This window comes from Thermotoga sp. SG1, from assembly GCF_002865985.1.
Taxonomy (GTDB): Bacteria; Thermotogota; Thermotogae; order Thermotogales; family Thermotogaceae; genus Thermotoga.
Genome location: NZ_LNDD01000001.1, coordinates 21,336 through 37,406, shown reverse-complemented (window position 1 = coordinate 37,406; position 16,071 = coordinate 21,336). Strand labels below are relative to the sequence as shown.

The 16,071-nt window shown below is 45.2% G+C and carries 19 protein-coding genes and 1 tRNA gene; 10 read left to right on the top strand and 10 right to left on the bottom strand.

The features are described 5' to 3' along the window. Positions 1-15: 15 nt before the first annotated feature. Genes AS006_RS00195 through AS006_RS00175 form a run of 5 tightly spaced genes read right to left on the bottom strand, consistent with a single transcriptional unit; the run spans position 16 to position 5,116 of the window. Positions 16-753, bottom strand: a complete 738-nt coding sequence (locus AS006_RS00195) for a hypothetical protein (RefSeq protein ID WP_101512721.1) — start codon at positions 751-753, stop codon at positions 16-18. After that, entirely contained in the window at positions 741-2,018 is a 1,278-nt protein-coding gene (locus tag AS006_RS00190; protein WP_101512380.1) for an NAD(P)/FAD-dependent oxidoreductase, read from the bottom strand. The genes AS006_RS00195 and AS006_RS00190 overlap by 13 nt, the downstream gene beginning before the upstream one ends. After that, complete coding sequence (locus AS006_RS00185; RefSeq protein ID WP_199167234.1) at positions 2,015-2,470, bottom strand: 4Fe-4S dicluster domain-containing protein; 456 nt, start codon at positions 2,468-2,470, stop codon at positions 2,015-2,017. The genes AS006_RS00190 and AS006_RS00185 overlap by 4 nt, the downstream gene beginning before the upstream one ends. After that, complete coding sequence (locus AS006_RS00180; protein ID WP_101512378.1) at positions 2,467-3,990, bottom strand: glutamate synthase-related protein; 1,524 nt, start codon at positions 3,988-3,990, stop codon at positions 2,467-2,469. The genes AS006_RS00185 and AS006_RS00180 overlap by 4 nt, the downstream gene beginning before the upstream one ends. Beyond that, a complete protein-coding gene (locus AS006_RS00175; RefSeq protein WP_101512377.1) occupies positions 3,983-5,116 on the bottom strand; it encodes a glutamine amidotransferase family protein in 1,134 nt (377 codons plus the stop codon). Before AS006_RS00175 ends, AS006_RS00180 begins: the two co-directional genes overlap by 8 nt. A gap of 234 nt (positions 5,117-5,350) precedes the next feature. On the opposite strand from AS006_RS00175, the gene AS006_RS00170 reads away from it, so the two are divergent. Further along, a complete protein-coding gene (locus AS006_RS00170; protein WP_101512376.1) occupies positions 5,351-5,728 on the top strand; it encodes a metalloregulator ArsR/SmtB family transcription factor in 378 nt (125 codons plus the stop codon). Positions 5,729-5,763: 35 nt separating this feature from the next. On the opposite strand, the gene AS006_RS09490 is transcribed toward AS006_RS00170, so the two are convergent. From AS006_RS09490 to AS006_RS00160, 4 genes are all read right to left on the bottom strand, one after another. After that, positions 5,764-6,075 carry a hypothetical protein gene (locus AS006_RS09490; RefSeq protein ID WP_199167232.1) on the bottom strand — a complete coding sequence of 104 codons (312 nt, stop codon included), beginning with the start codon at positions 6,073-6,075 and terminating at the stop codon, positions 5,764-5,766. A 4-nt stretch (positions 6,076-6,079) separates the two neighbouring features. Then, complete coding sequence (locus AS006_RS09485; RefSeq protein WP_233185591.1) at positions 6,080-7,177, bottom strand: heavy metal translocating P-type ATPase; 1,098 nt, start codon at positions 7,175-7,177, stop codon at positions 6,080-6,082. Between the two features lie 25 nt (positions 7,178-7,202). Beyond that, positions 7,203-7,868 carry a heavy-metal-associated domain-containing protein gene (locus AS006_RS09480; RefSeq protein ID WP_199167230.1) on the bottom strand — a complete coding sequence of 222 codons (666 nt, stop codon included), beginning with the start codon at positions 7,866-7,868 and terminating at the stop codon, positions 7,203-7,205. 156 nt (positions 7,869-8,024) lie between these two features. After that, positions 8,025-8,098, bottom strand: a tRNA-Gln gene (locus AS006_RS00160). Positions 8,099-8,206: 108 nt separating this feature from the next. Here AS006_RS00160 and AS006_RS00155 point away from each other — a divergent pair. Beyond that, positions 8,207-8,878, top strand: a complete 672-nt coding sequence (locus tag AS006_RS00155) for a response regulator transcription factor (protein WP_101512375.1) — start codon at positions 8,207-8,209, stop codon at positions 8,876-8,878. Next, the gene (locus AS006_RS00150) at positions 8,859-10,076 is read left to right on the top strand and encodes a HAMP domain-containing sensor histidine kinase (protein WP_101512374.1); all 1,218 of its coding nucleotides are present in this window, start codon (positions 8,859-8,861) and stop codon (positions 10,074-10,076) included. Before AS006_RS00155 ends, AS006_RS00150 begins: the two co-directional genes overlap by 20 nt. On the opposite strand, the gene AS006_RS00145 is transcribed toward AS006_RS00150, so the two are convergent. Continuing rightward, positions 10,066-10,614 carry a thymidine kinase gene (locus tag AS006_RS00145; protein ID WP_101512373.1) on the bottom strand — a complete coding sequence of 183 codons (549 nt, stop codon included), beginning with the start codon at positions 10,612-10,614 and terminating at the stop codon, positions 10,066-10,068. The genes AS006_RS00150 and AS006_RS00145 overlap by 11 nt on opposite strands. Before the next feature lie 288 nt (positions 10,615-10,902). Here AS006_RS00145 and AS006_RS00140 point away from each other — a divergent pair, with 288 nt between their 5' ends. From AS006_RS00140 to AS006_RS00110, 7 genes are read left to right on the top strand one after another with little or no spacing between them, the layout of a single operon-like run. Beyond that, on the top strand, positions 10,903-12,210 hold the full coding sequence (locus tag AS006_RS00140) for an ammonium transporter (protein WP_101512372.1): 1,308 nt from the start codon (positions 10,903-10,905) through the stop codon (positions 12,208-12,210). Between the two features lie 13 nt (positions 12,211-12,223). Next, on the top strand, positions 12,224-12,565 hold the full coding sequence (locus AS006_RS00135) for a P-II family nitrogen regulator (protein WP_101512371.1): 342 nt from the start codon (positions 12,224-12,226) through the stop codon (positions 12,563-12,565). A 51-nt stretch (positions 12,566-12,616) separates the two neighbouring features. Beyond that, positions 12,617-13,213, top strand: coding sequence for a cytidine/deoxycytidylate deaminase family protein (locus AS006_RS00130; RefSeq protein WP_233185560.1), 597 nt, complete (start codon positions 12,617-12,619; stop codon positions 13,211-13,213). After that, positions 13,210-14,010 (top strand): 2-oxoacid:ferredoxin oxidoreductase subunit beta, encoded by an 801-nt coding sequence (locus AS006_RS00125; protein WP_101512369.1) that lies wholly within the window; start codon positions 13,210-13,212, stop codon positions 14,008-14,010. The genes AS006_RS00130 and AS006_RS00125 overlap by 4 nt, the downstream gene beginning before the upstream one ends. Further along, positions 14,007-14,609 (top strand): 2-oxoacid:acceptor oxidoreductase family protein, encoded by a 603-nt coding sequence (locus AS006_RS00120; protein WP_101512368.1) that lies wholly within the window; start codon positions 14,007-14,009, stop codon positions 14,607-14,609. The genes AS006_RS00125 and AS006_RS00120 overlap by 4 nt, the downstream gene beginning before the upstream one ends. Further along, positions 14,590-15,072: a diacylglycerol kinase family protein gene (locus tag AS006_RS00115; protein ID WP_101512367.1), complete on the top strand. Its 483-nt coding sequence runs from the start codon at positions 14,590-14,592 to the stop codon at positions 15,070-15,072. The genes AS006_RS00120 and AS006_RS00115 overlap by 20 nt, the downstream gene beginning before the upstream one ends. Beyond that, the gene (locus AS006_RS00110) at positions 15,035-16,069 is read left to right on the top strand and encodes a chemotaxis response regulator protein-glutamate methylesterase (protein ID WP_101512366.1); all 1,035 of its coding nucleotides are present in this window, start codon (positions 15,035-15,037) and stop codon (positions 16,067-16,069) included. Before AS006_RS00115 ends, AS006_RS00110 begins: the two co-directional genes overlap by 38 nt. Positions 16,070-16,071 lie beyond the last annotated feature (2 nt).

Genomic DNA, 16,071 nt, shown 5'->3' with positions numbered 1-16,071 from the left:
CTGCCGGGAGTATTTTTAATAAGCATACAACCTTCCATAAGGCCTGTGGGTGTATGGTTTTAGGAGTATGAATTCCTCACTCAGTATTTCTTCTAGATCGTATCCGAAGAGTTTGCAGAATTCTTCAATATACGGTCTGATTCGTTTCATATCTTCTTCAGAGGGCTGGAAGATCTTCACTTCTTTCCCTAGTTTGTGTTCTTCTATGGTTCCTCTCAAAAATATTTCTCCGCCGTGCATTCCCGTTCCAACATAGTTGCCAGCGATGCTTTCATCCTCATCTTTTTCCAAACCCAGAACTATGAGTAGACCTCCTGCCATGTATTCTCCCAGAAAGTCTCTTGCGAACCCTCCAATCACAATTACGGGATAGTTCTCCTTGTAAGCCTTCATGTGTATACCCACTCGATATCCAGCGCTTCCTTTTATGTAGATATGTCCGCCTCTCATGGCGTATCCTATGATGTCTCCCGCATGGCCGTGTACCACGATCTTGCCGGCGTTCATGGTGTTTCCTACACCGTCTTGAGCGTTTCCGTTCACCACGATCTCCGGACCATCCATGAAAACACCAAGATCGTTCCCTGGGACCCCATTTATCTCTATCTTGACCTTCTTTCTGATACCTGCTCCTATGTATCTCTGTCCACAGACGTTATCGAGAATGATCTCTGTCTCACCGTTTTCTATCGCTTCCCATATCATGTCGTTCAGCTTTTTGTAGTGAACTCCTTTTGCGTCTATTCTAACCATATCTTGACTTCCCCCTCCAGCATCTTCTTTCTGAACTCCTTCGGAAGGTACACAAGGCCAAAGTTTTCGTTGAGTAGTTTGTCTTTGAAAGAAGACACATCCAGTTTCTGAAGAATGAGTCCTGTGTAAATTCCCGCCCTGTCTATATCGTTAACGAGAACAGCACCTATGAGTTTGTTGTCCTTTATGACCATCTTTTTGTAGGTGTTTCCTTCTTCGTAAGTGAGGATCTCATACTCGTCACCTTCGACGTTGGTGTGTCCAACGGATATGGTGGGAATTCCTGCAAGTTCGACAGAGTTCATAGGAATACCACCGGGGTATCTCACGTTCCCACCTGCCATGTTATAGCCTGCGACTCTTCCCTGAGCAACGGCAACGGGCCAGATGGCTATCGTTTTTCGCTGACCATCGATCAAGTCGTAGAACTCTGCGCAGTCTCCTGCCGCGTAGATATCCTTTTCACTTGTTTCCATTTTTTCGTTCACCACGATACCCCTGTTGATCTCTATACCAGAATCTTTGAGAAAATCTACATTTGGCCTAACACCTATAGCAACGATGAGAAGTTTGGTGGGAATTTCCTTTCCACTTCTCAGAACAACAGAAGATACTGTGTTTTCACCTCTCACTGCCACAACGGTGTCGTTTGTGATTACATCGCATCCCTCTCTTTTTAGCGCATTGGTGATGATCTCAGAGGCTTTTTTGTCGAACGTAACGGAGAGAATTCTATCTGCAAGCTCAACGATGGTCACCTTCACTCCAAGTTCCATCAACGCCTCTGTCGTCTTAAGACCGATCAATCCTCCACCAAGCACAACAGCTTCTTTCACGTTGCTTTCTTTTATATATCTTTCTACTTCTTCTTCGTCTTCCCAGGTGGTGAAGGTGAAAACTCCTTTCTTTCCCTCAAGGCCCTCTATCTTTGGAACAAAGGGTTTTCCGCCTACGGCAAGAAGAAGTTTATCGTATGCTATCCTTTCCCCCTGGCTGGTTACAATGATTTTTTCTTTTGGGATCACCTTCTCTACCCTCGTGGCAGGTTTTAACAAAACTCCCATTTCTTTCAGATAATCCTCTGTTCTGTAGTACATCTTCTCTTCTGTGACTTTTCTTCCTAGAAGATAGGTGATGAGAGGTCTGGAGTATCCAACGTACTTTTCTGTAGTTATGAGGAGAATTTCTCCATCTTTATCGAGTTCCCTGATCGCCTCTATCGCATTCAAACCGGCTGGTCCTGATCCGACCACAACGTACCTCATACTCTCACCTCAACAAGAACAAGGGCTTCGTTCGGACAACCTTCAACACAAGCAGGGGTTCCTCTGTCGATGCAGAGATCACATTTGGAAGCCACCTTCTTCTCCTTCGTACTTCTCCTTACAGCACCAAACGGACATGCCATGATACACATCCAGCATCCAACACATTTTTCCTGGTTCACCTTTATGGCTCCCGTTTCTGGGTCTCTGTGCATTGCCCCTGTCATACAGGCCTTCAGACACGAAGGATCATCACAATTTCTGCACTGAAGTGCGAAAGTGACGTAGTCGTGCTCTTCAATGATCACATTCGGTTCAGGAAGTTCCGGGACATATTTGTAAACCTTTATGAGATTTCCCGTCCCCACCTGGGCCGCCACACAGTTTATTTCACAGAGTTTGCACCCCATACAGTACTCTTCTCTGATGAGAATTCTCCTCACAGTTATCACCACGCCTCTCCCGCGGGTTTGATTCCTAGGAGTTTCAATTCGTATTCGTGAAGTCCAACTCCCCTGAGTGCCTCCCTGTTACCCCTGAGGGACTCTATGGCGTTGATTCCCATTCCACCGAGGATCTCTTTTATCTCGTGAGCCCAGGCCCTCAGGAGGTTTGCTGCCCTCCTTGCTCCTATCTCCGGGTTGAGTCTCTTTGTGAGCTTTGGATCCTGAGTGGCTATACCCCAGTTACACTTTCCAAGGTAACACGTCTGACATAGATGACAACCAAGAGCAACCAGTGCCGCTGTTCCTATGTAGACCGCGTCCGCTCCAAGTGCGATTGCTTTTATAACGTCCGCACTGTTCCTGATACCTCCTGCCACAACGATCGATGCCATGTGTCTTATACCCTCTTCTCTGAGCCTCTGGTCAACCACAGCGATGGCAAATTCTATGGGAATTCCTACGTGGTCTCTTGTCACCTTGGGAGCAGCACCTGTTCCCCCTCTGATACCGTCTATCACGATGTAGTCTGCCCCTGCTCTGACCATACCGGCTGCTATGGGAGCCACGTTGTGCACCGCTGCAATCTTGACTCCGACCGGCTTTTCGTACCTTGTGGCTTCTTTTATGGCGTAGATAAGCTGTCTGAGATCTTCTATGGAGTAGATATCGTGGTGTGGGGCGGGAGATAGAGCATCGGTTCCAACGGGAATCATCCTGGTTTCAGAAATGGGTTCTGTGACCTTTTCACCAGGAAGGTGCCCTCCGATACCTGGTTTTGCACCCTGTCCTATCTTTATCTCGACGGCCGATCCTGCGTTCAGATAATCTGCACTCACACCGAAACGCCCGGAGGCAACTTGAACGATCATGTTGTCCTTGAACTCTCTGAGCTCTTTTGGGAGGCCTCCTTCACCTGTGTTGAAGAAGGTTCCAATTGTTCTTGCTGCCCTCGCCAGAGACAGAAGGGCGTTCAAACTGATCGAACCGTAGGACATAGCGGTGAACATGACGGGAACTTCTAGTTTCAACTGGGGGGCTATCTCTGTTTTGAGAGCTACGTTTCCATCTGAATCTTCTTCTATTTCCAGTCTTGCCTCTTTTCTTCCTATGTAGGTTCTGATCTCCATCGGTTCTCTGAGAGGATCTATCGATGGATTTGTCACCTGACTTGCGTTGAGAACGATCCTATCAAAGTAGCTGAAGTAAGGACGATCGTTTCCCATGCTGGTGAGTAAAACTCCACCGGTGTCTGCTTGCTTCATGATGCCTATAAGGTGTTCAGGGGTCCAGTGTGCAAGGGGTCTGATGTCGAAATTGTTCCTTCGAACCGTTATGGCTTCAGTTGGACAAATGGCTTCACAGAAGTGACATCCAACACATTTGTAATTTTCCGTGTAAACTTTGTTGGCATTTTCATCGTAATAATTTGCTCCATATGAGCACACTCTGACACAGGCAAGACACCTTATACATTTATAATCATCACGTTCCACCACAAATTCCGCTGGTACTTTCCTCTTAGCCATTTTCTCCCTCCAATGCCACCCGGACTTTTTCGGCGGATTTCAGAACTCCCACAACGGGTTCTCCCGCCTTGGGAGCCCATACCTCGTCTGGATCGGGACAAACAGCCCTTATGGCAGACTCCTCGGAGGCTATATAGAGGAAATCATCTTTTGTAGCAGCTACAAGGGGTCTGAGTTTTATTCTGTCGTTCAGTCCCATCATCATGTTGTTGTTTGCCACAATAATAGCAAAGGGACCGTTGAGGAGTGCTCCACCGTAATTCATCCTCAAAGCGGTGTAGAGTTTTCTTTCTTCTTCTGGCATGAGATCTATGTCTTTCCACAGAGGGGCAGCGAGTATTTTAGCGGTGATTCTTGGACTGTATCCAAATCTTCTCATGAACAGATCCACAAGATAGGCCACAACTTCGGTATCCGTCATGAGAGTACACTTGTAGCCGTATGCTTCCAGAAATCTTCTGTTTATACCATAGGACGAGATCTCTCCGTTGTGAACAACTGTCCAGTCGAGAATTCCGAAAGGATGGGCCCCACCCCACCAACCGACGGTGTTCGTTGGAAATCTGTTGTGTGCTGTCCAGATGTAACCCTTGTACTCGTCTATCCTGTAAAAGTCAGCTATGTCTTCAGGGAAACCAACACCTTTGAAGACTCCCATGTTCTTACCACTGGACATCACAAAGGCGCCTTTGATCTTTTCGTTTATGAACATAACCGTATCAACAACAAAATCTTCTTCGGTGGCGCCCTCTGGTATACCCTTTGGTTTCAAGAAGTATCGCCAGAGGATGTGAACTTCTTTGATATGGGGGTTCTTTCTGGTGGGAATGGGTTCGCTTTCGATGATTTCGTAGTGGGATTTTATGTACTCTTCTGCGTTTTTCTTGTCCATATCACTGTCGTAGAGCATGTGAAAGCAGTAAAAATCTTTGAGCTCAGGATATATGCCGTAGGCAGCATAACCTGCTCCAAGGCCGTTTCCTCTTTCGCGCATTAAAACCATTGTTTCAACTATTGTGCTTCCGCTGAATCTTTTTCCAGATGTGTTCATTATTCCAGAGACACCACACGCGGATGGAACCTTAAAATCCCTGTCGGGTATCAAACGGGGGAGGTCATAGGGCAAGGTATTCACCTCCTAACGAGCGGAAAGGCATGAATATAAAATCTTGTGTATAACATTTATACCATAGAGGAGTTCTATTTGCAATAAATGTAGCATAAATTTTTCATTTGAGAAATGTAGGGTGAGATTGTGAAAAATGACCGTAATTATTCCAAATACAGCATAAAAATAAATCTATGAGAAATGTGATATCCTAAAGTATTGGTACAGATTAGGACTTTGAGGGGTGATCTGATGAAAGAGAAAAATGAAAAAATTTCGGAAGATTTTTGTGAGTTGTGTCAATTAACGGAAGAAGCAAGATTTTTTCTTAAAAGTACCCCTCTTGAAGAAGAAACGGTGTATGCCTTGGCGGAGCTATTTAAAACTCTTTCAGATCCTACTCGGGTAAAAATACTTTATGTTTTAAAGGATTCAGAGTATTGTGTGCACGATATCGCAAAAATTCTCGGAATGAGTCCTTCGGCCGTTTCACACCAGCTCAGGATCCTCCGAGACAAACGTTTGGTTAAACGAAGACGATCAGGAAAGTCTGCTTATTATTCGCTCGATGATGATCATGTCCTTTGTCTTTTCATTCAAGGACTTCAACATGTGATGGAGGAAAAATGATTTTGAACATTTGTTTCAAATGAGTCCTACACACTTCAGCTTTTGATTATTCTAAGGCTGTTGAAAATAGCAATCAATGCTACTCCTACATCGGAAAACACAGCTTCCCACATGTTGGCCAATCCAAAAGTACCAAGGCCGAGGAAAAGAAGCTTTACTCCTATTGAGAAGATTATGTTTTCTAAAACGTTCTTCCTTGTGAAACGAGCAATGTCTAAAGCTGTGATGATTTTCTTTAGTTCATCTGTCATTATCACAATGTCGGCAGTTTCTATGGCTGCGTCAGTTCCAAGAGCACCCATGGCTATACCCACATCTGCCCTTGCTAGAGTGGGTGCATCGTTCACTCCATCACCAACAAACGCGAGTTTTCCATCCGTTTTTTTTCAACAGACTCTCTATTTTTTCTAATTTCTCGTGAGGAAGAAGTTCACTGAAAAACTCTTCTATTCCAAGTTCATCTGCTACTTTTCTGGCTACCTCTTCTCTATCACCAGTCAACATAACAACTTTTATGTTGCGTTTTTTCAGAGTTTCTATAGTTTCTCTGGCATCTTCTTTTATTTCGTCGGATACTACTATGTAGCCTGCCAACTTCCTGTTTATAGCAACAAAAGTGATTATGCCAGTGTCTTCAACCTTTTCAATTTCTACACCAGATTTTTTCATTAACTTATAGTTGCCCACCAGCACCTCTTTAGATTCGATTCTGGCTGTTACACCAAAACCTGGTGATTCGTGAAAATCTTCAATTTTTGAACTGTCGATAGCACCATTGTATTTTTCAAGTATTGCCTTGGCAACTGGATGGTTTGAGAAAAACTCTGCATACGCTGCTGTTTCTAGAACTTCTTTCTCTTCAAAACCATTTTTGGAGACCATTTTTATTACCTTGAAAACACCTTTAGTCAAAGTACCTGTTTTATCAAGAGCAATCACTTTCACAGTATTAAGAGCATCAAGGTAGTTTCCTCCTTTGACCAAAATTCCCTGACGAGCAGCTTTTCCTATTGCGCTGAAGAATGTAAGAGGGACAGATAGAACCAGTGCGCAAGGGCAAGAGATCACGAGAAAAACGAGAGCTCTGTATACCCATGTAGTCATTTTTGCCCCAGGAATGACCAGGGGTGGGAACACTGCGATGGCAAGTGCTGAGAAAACTACGAAAGGAGAGTAGTAACGTGAAAATTTGGTTATAAAGCGCTCTACGCGTGCTTTTCTGGAGGAAGCATTTTCAACCAGTTCGATAATTTTGGATACTGTAGAATGGGAGAAATCTTTGGTTACCTGTAAAGTGATAACACCATGCATGTTGATAGAACCGCTTAAAACGGTATCTCCTTGTCTCACTTCACATGGAATGGATTCACCGGTGAGAACTGACGTATCGATCACCGAATGTCCATCAACCACTTTTCCGTCAAGAGGTATTTTCTCACCAGGTTTCACTATTATCAAATCACCTACTTTTATTTCACTTGGATGAACTCGTTTTGTTGTATTTCCAAACTTTCAAATTGGCATACTCTGGTTTTATATCCATCAACTTTTCTATGGATCTGCGAGATCTATCAACTGCTTTTTCTTGAAGCATTTCTCCTATTTTGTAAAAGATCATGACGGAAACTGCTTCTGGAAACTGTTTTATGAAAAGAGCTCCAACAGTAGCCACTGTCATTAAGAAGTTTTCGTCAAAGATTTGACCTTTGGTGATGTTCACAATTGCTGCTCTCAAAATTTCCCAACCCGTGAATAAATAACTGAGAATGTAGATAACTGCTCGAAACCATTCAGGAAAATCGAAGAGTTTAAATTCAAATACTGTGATCGAAAATATGAACATGAGAGCTCCTACAATGAAAGGTCTTTGAGTTGAAAGCTCATTAGATTCTTTGGGATCTTTTGTTTCTCTTTGAACTTTCACGCTTGGTTCTATATTTTTCACGATTTTTTCTATTTGCTTAACATCCACATCGTAGCCAGATATCTTCAGTTTACCGGTTGCAAAATCTAGATTCACAGATTTAATTCCCGGAAGGTTTGATACTTCCTTCTGGATTCTGGCGGCACATTTTGGGCAGTTTAAACCTTTAAGAAGAAATTCTTCACTATTTTCTCCGTGAATTTTTTCGTTGTACACAATTTCACCTCTAATTGCTCATATGAACAAATGTTCAAATGTTCATCATACCTATTTAAAAAAATACCATGTCGTGTTTAAAAAAATACCATTTTCATGTTAAGGATATTTTTCAGTGAAAAAAGAAAAGGGGAACTGAGTTCCCCTTTTGATGTATGGCTGGGAGGGGAGGACTCGAACCTCCACCAGCGGATCCAGAGTCCGCCGTCCTACCGTTAGACGACCTCCCAAACTCCTGCTTTTCAATTATACAATAAAGATGATGGAATTTCAAGGGAGAGAATCTCCACGACTTTTTCACGTTCAAACTGATAGAATTTTCATATCGGGGTGATAGAATGAGAGTTCTCCTTGTGGAAGACGAAAAAGATCTCGCTGATTTGATCGCCGAAGCATTGAAAAGGGAGATATTCACCGTTGATGTCTGCTACGACGGTGAAGAGGGAATGTATATGGCTTTGAACGAAGAGTTCGATGTGGTGATTTTGGACATCATGCTTCCTGTTCATGATGGTTGGGAGATTTTAAAGGCCATGAGAGAAAAAGGCATCGATACGCCTGTTTTGATGCTCACAGCGCTTTCAGATGTGGAATATCGGGTGAAAGGTCTCAACATGGGAGCCGATGATTATCTTCCAAAACCTTTCGATCTCAGAGAACTCATTGCCCGGGTGAAAGCCTTGATCAGAAGAAAAGCAGAGAACAAAAATGTCAAACTAGTTTGTGGGGACTTGATTCTGGACACTGCTGCCAGGAAAGTTTTCAGGGGAGGAAAAGAGATCGATCTTACGAAAAAGGAATATCAGATACTGGAGTATCTCATGATGAACAAAAACAGGGTGGTTACAAAGGAGGAACTGCAGGAACATCTCTGGAGTTTCGATGACACCGTCTTTTCTGATACACTCAGAAGTCACATAAAGAACCTGAGAAAAAAGATCGATAAGGGTTTCAAAAGAAAAATTATCCACACTGTGAGGGGAATTGGTTATGTCGTCCGTGATGAATGAGAAGAAGGCTTTCAGAAAAACTCACCTCACATGGACTCTCATTTTCACGCTTTCCATCGTTTTTGTTGTTGCGGTGGTCGCGGGGGCCGTTTTCATGGTTGAAAAGAACAGAATCACCAGACAGTTCGATGGTGATCTTGTGAGAACCGCTGAGTTCATCGAAAGAAGACTCAGCGCTCCAGGAATGATGGGAATGCTTCGCATGATGAAAGGAATGCCTCCTCTTTTTGTCCCACGGGGTGAGGCCTTTCAACTTCTTCTCTCATCAGGTGAGGTGTTTCTGGAAGTTGGTGAGAAACTCGACACTCCTGAAGTGCCTGTAAAGGGGGGATTTTCCACAGAGGGAAACTACAGGGTATTCACAAAGAAGATCGACATTGGAGATTCCACCATATTTCTGAGAGTGGGAAAGGATATATCTGATCTTGTAGAGCGTAGCAGGAGGCTTTTGTCCATGTATCTTCTTTTGATCGTTCTCACGGCTGGAGGTGCTTGGATATTCGGATATTTCATTTCAAAAATGGCGCTTCTTCCTGTGAAAAATGCGTACGATAGTTTGAAAAGGTTCTCAATAGATGCTTCGCACGAGTTGAAAACACCACTCTCTGTTTTGAAAACCAGTCTTGATGTACTGAAATACCAGGAGAACGTACCTGAAGAGGTGAAAAGTAAACTTTCAATTATGGAAAAGAACGTGGAGAAGATGAAAAAACAGGTTGAGCAACTCCTTCTTCTTGTAAAAAGCGGTGAGATGTTCAAAGACGCTGTGAAGGAAAGAATAAACCTGAAGGTGTTTCTGGAAGAACTGACAGAGACATTTGCACCGAAGGCAGAAGCGAAGAATTTGAAACTGAAAGTCGAGTGCCCGGATGACCTTTTTGTGGAGACGGAGAAAGATGTCCTGAGGGTTGTCCTGGAAAACTTGATAGACAACGCTATAAAATTCACAGAAAAAGGGGAAGTAATCGTCGGTGCCTTCAGTGACGGTAGAGTAACAATATACGTGAAGGACACGGGACCTGGCATTCCGAAGAAGGAGCAGAAAAAGATCTTTGAAAGATTCTACAGACTTTCACGAAACACAGAAGGATCGGGCCTTGGCCTTTCTATAGTGAAAGAACTCACCGCAAGGTTGAAGGCAAAAATAGTTCTAGAGAGCGAAGAAGGAAAGGGTAGCACTTTCAAGATCATCTTTTGAGAGCGTTGAAACAATCCCTGCAGACTGCTATGTATTTCTCCTGGCCGCCGACATCGATCTCTTCTTCACCACCGGCTATTTTCAGTGTGAGTGTGGCGCTGTACTCACCGCATTTTTGACAGACTGCCTTCTTCTTTATCACGGTGTCCGCAAGGCTCAAAAGCATGGCCGTAGTTTCGAACGGATTCTGTTTGTGGGTGAGATCGAGGCCCGCACAGAAGACGTCTATTCCTCTGTTCAGAAGATCTTTTACCACGTTGAACAAGTCGATATTGAAAAACTGAACCTCGTCCACAAACACTCCTTTTGTTTCTTCGTCGATGTATTTCCACATCTCCTCTGGTCGTTCTACAACAAACGCGTCCACACCATCACCAGAATGGGATACGATCTTCGTTGAGTGGTACCGGTTGTCGATTTTTGGTTTGAAAACCGCAACCTTTTTTCTTCCCAGCCTGTATATTTCCACGAAAGAGAGAAGTTCTGTTGTTTTTCCAGAGTACATTGGCCCTGTGATCACGGTGAGTTTTCCGGACACATCGATCCCTCCCCAACGATTATACAACTCTTCGTGTTAACACTCTGCTCACCTAAACTGAAACATTCTCATAATTGACAGTGTACTTTGAGGCTGATACTATTAGAGCATATAAAAGACATCCAGAGAATTTTTCCCGGAAATCCACAACAAAATATCCAACCATGTATGGGGTTCGTGCCCTCAAAAGGCGGACTCCATAGGGTATTTGTTTTTTGCGTTTCTAAAAAGAAGTTATTTATATTCACATTAATATATAAATCAACACTATTAGGAGGAGGTGTTCTCATGCGGAGGAAGTTACTCTTTTTGATGCTCGCCTTTGTTCTGCTCTCCCTCGGTTTCGCTCAGAGCAGCAGCGTGGATGTTGAATGGTCCCTGGATATGGTCTGGCTTCTTGTTTCTGCAGCACTGGTCTTCTTCATGCAGGCAGGTTTCGCCATGGTGGAGTCAGGTTTCACTCGTGCAAAGAACACAGTGAACATCGTCATGAAGAACCTCATGGATTTTTCGATCGGATCTGTGATCTACTTCTTGTTCGGCTACTGGGTCATGTTCGGCACACATCCTCTCACTTTCGATCCTTCCACGAAAGAGGGCTTGTGGGAATTTGCCATGTGGATGTTTCAAATGGCCTTTGCTGGAACGGCAGCAACGATCGTGTCGGGGGCGATGGCGGAGCGCACCAAATTTTCCGCATACCTTGCCTACACGGGTTTCATAACGGGTATCATCTACTCGGTCGTTGGAAGGTGGACATGGGGTGGTGGATGGCTCGCCCAGAGAGGCTTCATCGATTTTGCGGGTTCCACCGTTGTTCACTCTGTTGGTGGCTGGGCTGCCATGATAGGTGCTGCCCTTCTTGGTCCCAGGTTTGGAAAGTACGACAGTCAGGGAAATCCCAGGCCCATTCCTGGCCACAACATTCCCCTTGCGGCACTCGGAACCTTCATCCTTTGGTTTGGATGGTTCGGGTTCAACGGAGGAAGCACCCTTGCCGGAACAAACGGTGCAATAGGAATGATCATACTGAACACCAACCTCGCCGCTGCCGCCGGGGCACTCACTGCGATGATCACCGTGTGGATGAGGTATGGCAAACCAGATGCGAGTATGACGATGAACGGTGCCCTGGCTGGTCTTGTTGCCATCACCGCACCGTGTGCTGTGGTGTCTCCCGTGAGTTCACTGATCATAGGAGCGATCGGTGGTGTGGTAGTTGTCTTTGCAGTTGAATTCTTTGACAAGATTTTGAAGATCGATGATCCCGTTGGTGCCATATCTGTTCACGGTGTCAACGGTGCCTGGGGAACGCTCGCCGTGGGGCTTTTTGCGGAGAGTAAGTATGCTCTCGCAAGTGGAATGGGGGATGTGAAGGGTCTCTTCTTCGGTGGAGGAGTACACCAACTTGGAGTACAGTTTCTGGGAGTTATCAGTGTGTTCGCCTGGACGATTGTGACCAGTTTCCTCGTGTTCTGGTTCATCAAAAAGACCATCGGTTTGAGGGTGGACAGAGACACAGAACTGAAGGGGCTGGACATAGACGAACACGGTATGGAAGGGTACGCCGACTTTGAAATCTTCACCACAAGATGAAGGAGGTGACAGCATGAAACTGATCATGGCCGTTGTACAGCCTCACAGGTTACCGGACGTGAAAAAGGCACTCTTCGACGCTCAGGTTCACAAGATGACCGTGATGAACGTTCTTGGATGTGGGCAGCAGAAAGGCTACACAGAGACATACAGAGGTGAAATAGAAGAAGTGAACCTTCTCAAGAAAGTGATGCTTCTCATAGCGGTCAACGAAGATTTTGTTGAACCAACCATTGAAGCGATTCAAAAGGGGGCAAGAACGGGAAACATAGGAGACGGGAAGATTTTCGTTCTGGACCTTCTGGACTGTATCAGAATCAGAACGGGGGAGAGAGGACGGGAGGCCATAGGGTAGATTTGCTCTCGGGAGGAGACACCTCCTCCCCTTTTTTCCCGCCCTCCTCGTATGACGTCCGGGACTGAAATTATACTACAGAGAGCGGGGGCATGTAAAGCCCTCGCTTTTACTGTGATACAATCTCATAAGGGTGAGCGTGTGGGCAGACTGGAAGAGTACCTGAACAACCTGAAAGTAGAGAAAAAGCCCGACGATAGAGAATCCTGGGACTCTTACTTCATGAGAATCGCCAGGATGGTCAGCGAAAGATCCACGTGCTTCCACAGAAAAGTGGGAGCTGTGATCGTGAAAGACCATCGAATCCTCGCCACTGGATACAATCAACCTCCCTCGAAATTCCCTCACTGCAACGAAGTGGGATGTATTCGTGATGATCTTGGAATAAATTCCGGAGAACATCAGGAGATATGCTACGCACTCCACGCAGAGCAAAACGCCCTCATGCAGGCTGCAAAGTTTGGAATTGCTGTAAACGGTGCCACCATCTATGTGACGCACAAGCCTTGTTCCATCTGTGCAAGGCTTCTTGTGAATGCTGGAATAAAGCGTGTAGTCTATGAAAAAGACTACCCGGACCCTCTGACGGATTTCTTCTTCAAATTCACGGGTGTGGAAAGTGTTCGCTTCGAAGGTGATCAGAGGTGAAAACCAGAAGGCTCGTTTCCTATCTGAGACCCGGCAGATGGCCCAGTGTCTGGTGTCCGGGTTGTGGAAACGGAATCGTTCTGAGAGCGTTCCTCGAAGCGGTCGACGCTCTTTCTCTTCCAAAAGAAAAAGTTGCTGTCGTCTCAGGGATCGGATGTTCTTCCAGGGCAACAGGGTATCTCGATTTCAATACATTGCACACCCTCCACGGAAGAGCAATCGCGTTCGCAACCGGGGTGAAACTGGCAAAACCAGATTTTGAAGTGGTGGTCATGGGAGGAGACGGGGATTTACTGTCTATAGGGGGAAACCATTTCATCCATGCTTGCAGAAGGAACATAGACATAACCGTCATCGTCTTCAACAACATGATCTACGGTATGACAGGAGGACAGGTTTCCTCCACTACTCCTATCTATCATCAGACCTCTACTACACCAATGGGATCGTTTGTGGAACCGCTCGATGTGGTTGAGTTGGCCCTTTCAGCTGGGGCCACTTTTGTTGCAAGAAGCACCGTGTACCATTACGATCATCTCGTGGAGATACTGAAGAAAGCTCTCAGACATAGAGGAATATCTGTGGTCGATGTTTTGACGAATTGTCATACTTACTTTGGAAGGTACAACGGCATGCCAGAGCCTTATCAGATGATGGAATATTTCAAGAACAATACCTGCTTCCTTGAGCGATCTGAGGAAGGTAAAATAAGAATAGGAATCTTCAGGGATGAAGAGAAAGAGGATTTTCTAACCGTTTACAAGCGATTGACGAGGCGAGAGGGTGCGATGGAATGACAGAGCCTGTTTCTATCAGAATAGCGGGAATCAGTGGGCAGGGAAACATCCTCGCTGGTTTGATTCTCTCAAAGGCCCTCGTTTATGAAGGAAAGTGGGTTGTTCAGACGCAGTCCTACACCGCTCAGGTGAGAGGTGACGTGAGTTACTGTGACGTGCTGTTCGACGACAATCCCATAGATTACCCGGAGGCCGAGTACTTCGATGTTCTGTGCGTGATGCACCAGAAGGCGATGGACGAACTTCATCGCTCGCTCAAGGTGAACGGGGTACTGATTCTGGATCAAACGTTGGTGAAGAACGTTCCCGATTTTGTGAAGCGAATCACCCGAAAGATACTGTTTGTTCCTGCAACAGAGAAAGCCATATCGAATTTCAAAACCCCTCTGGTTTCCAACATGATAATGGTGGGAGTCCTTGCGAAGGTTTGCAACATAGTGAAACTGGAATCTCTGAAAAGATCTTTGAAAGACTATGTGAAGAGACCCCTTTGGGAGATGAATTTGAAAGCCCTGGAGATGGGCTACAACATGTTCGACAAGCAGTTCAAGATAAAGACAGAGAGGGTGTGGAAGAGACTTGCGGCGGGATTCGAATAATATCCTGAAGTCCTTCAGAAATGCCTTCGAAGGTATAGAGAGTGCCTTAAAACTTGAGAGGAATCTCAAGATACATTTCCTCATAGGAATCGCTGTGGCTGTTTTTTCTCTTTTTTTGCCCTTGAGTGAGAAAGACCTGCTGTGGGTGTATTTTGCTATCTTTTCGGTCATAGGTGCAGAACTTCTGAACACGGTTATCGAGAAGTTTCTCGATCTGTTCTTCGAGGACTACAGTGAATCTGTGAAACTGGTGAAGGATATAGCGGCCGGTGTCGTTCTCTGGTACTCTTTGTTCTCCGTGGTCGTGGGAATTCTGATACTGGGAAGGGCTCTTTTTTCGTGGTCTCCATCCTTTGTGAAGTTATTTGTCTCTGGAGTTCTGATATTCTTCCCATTGTTCTCTGCTGTTGCGAGGAGGTATAGGAATGTCGGAAAAAACGATAAGAGTTCTGGTGGTAGATGATTCCGCCTTCATGAGGATGGTTTTGAAGGATATCATAGACTCTCAGCCCGACATGAAGGTGGTGGGCTTTGCCAAAGACGGGCTTGAAGCAGTTGAGAAGGCCATCGAGTTGAAACCAGATGTGATCACCATGGACGTTGAGATGCCAAACCTGAACGGTATAGAAGCCCTGAAACTCATAATGAGAAAGGCACCAACCCGTGTCATAATGGTGAGCAGTCTCACCGAAGAGGGTGCAGCCATTACGATAGAAGCCCTCAGAAACGGTGCAGTTGATTTCATCACCAAACCTCATGGTTCAGTTTCAATGACCTTCAGACAGGTTGCACCGGAACTCTTGGAGAAGATCAGGCAAGCTATGAACGTGGATCCACGTACGCTCCTTTTCAGACCGAAGGTTTCACGTCTTACTATAAACAAACCCGCTGTGGGCGGAAAGATAGTCGTCATCGGTTCCTCAACAGGAGGACCCAGATCTCTGGATATGATCATTCCGAACCTTCCAAAGAATTTTCCTGCTCCAATCGTTGTTGTTCAGCACATGCCACCTGGATTTACAAAATCGCTTGCTATGAGGCTTGACAGTTCTTCTGAACTTTCCGTAAAGGAAGCAGAAGAAGGTGAAGAGCCAAAACCAGGTTACGTTTACATCGCTCCTGGTGACTACCACCTTGGGTTGAAAGTACAAAACGGTAAGGTTTCTTTTTACCTCGACAGATCTGATAAAATAAACAACGTAAGGCCTGCTGCTGATTTCACACTCGACAAGGCAGCGGAGATCTACAAATCCAAAACTATAGCAGTTATTCTCACAGGAATGGGAAAGGATGGAACCAAGGGTGCTTTCAAAGTCAAATTCTACGGTGGAAAGGTGATAGCAGAGTCCGAAGAAACGTGCGTTGTTTTTGGTATGCCAAAGTCGGTGATAGAGGAGGGATACGCAGATTACGTTCTTCCAGCGTACAAAATTCCAGAGAAGTTGATAGAGCTCGTGTGAAA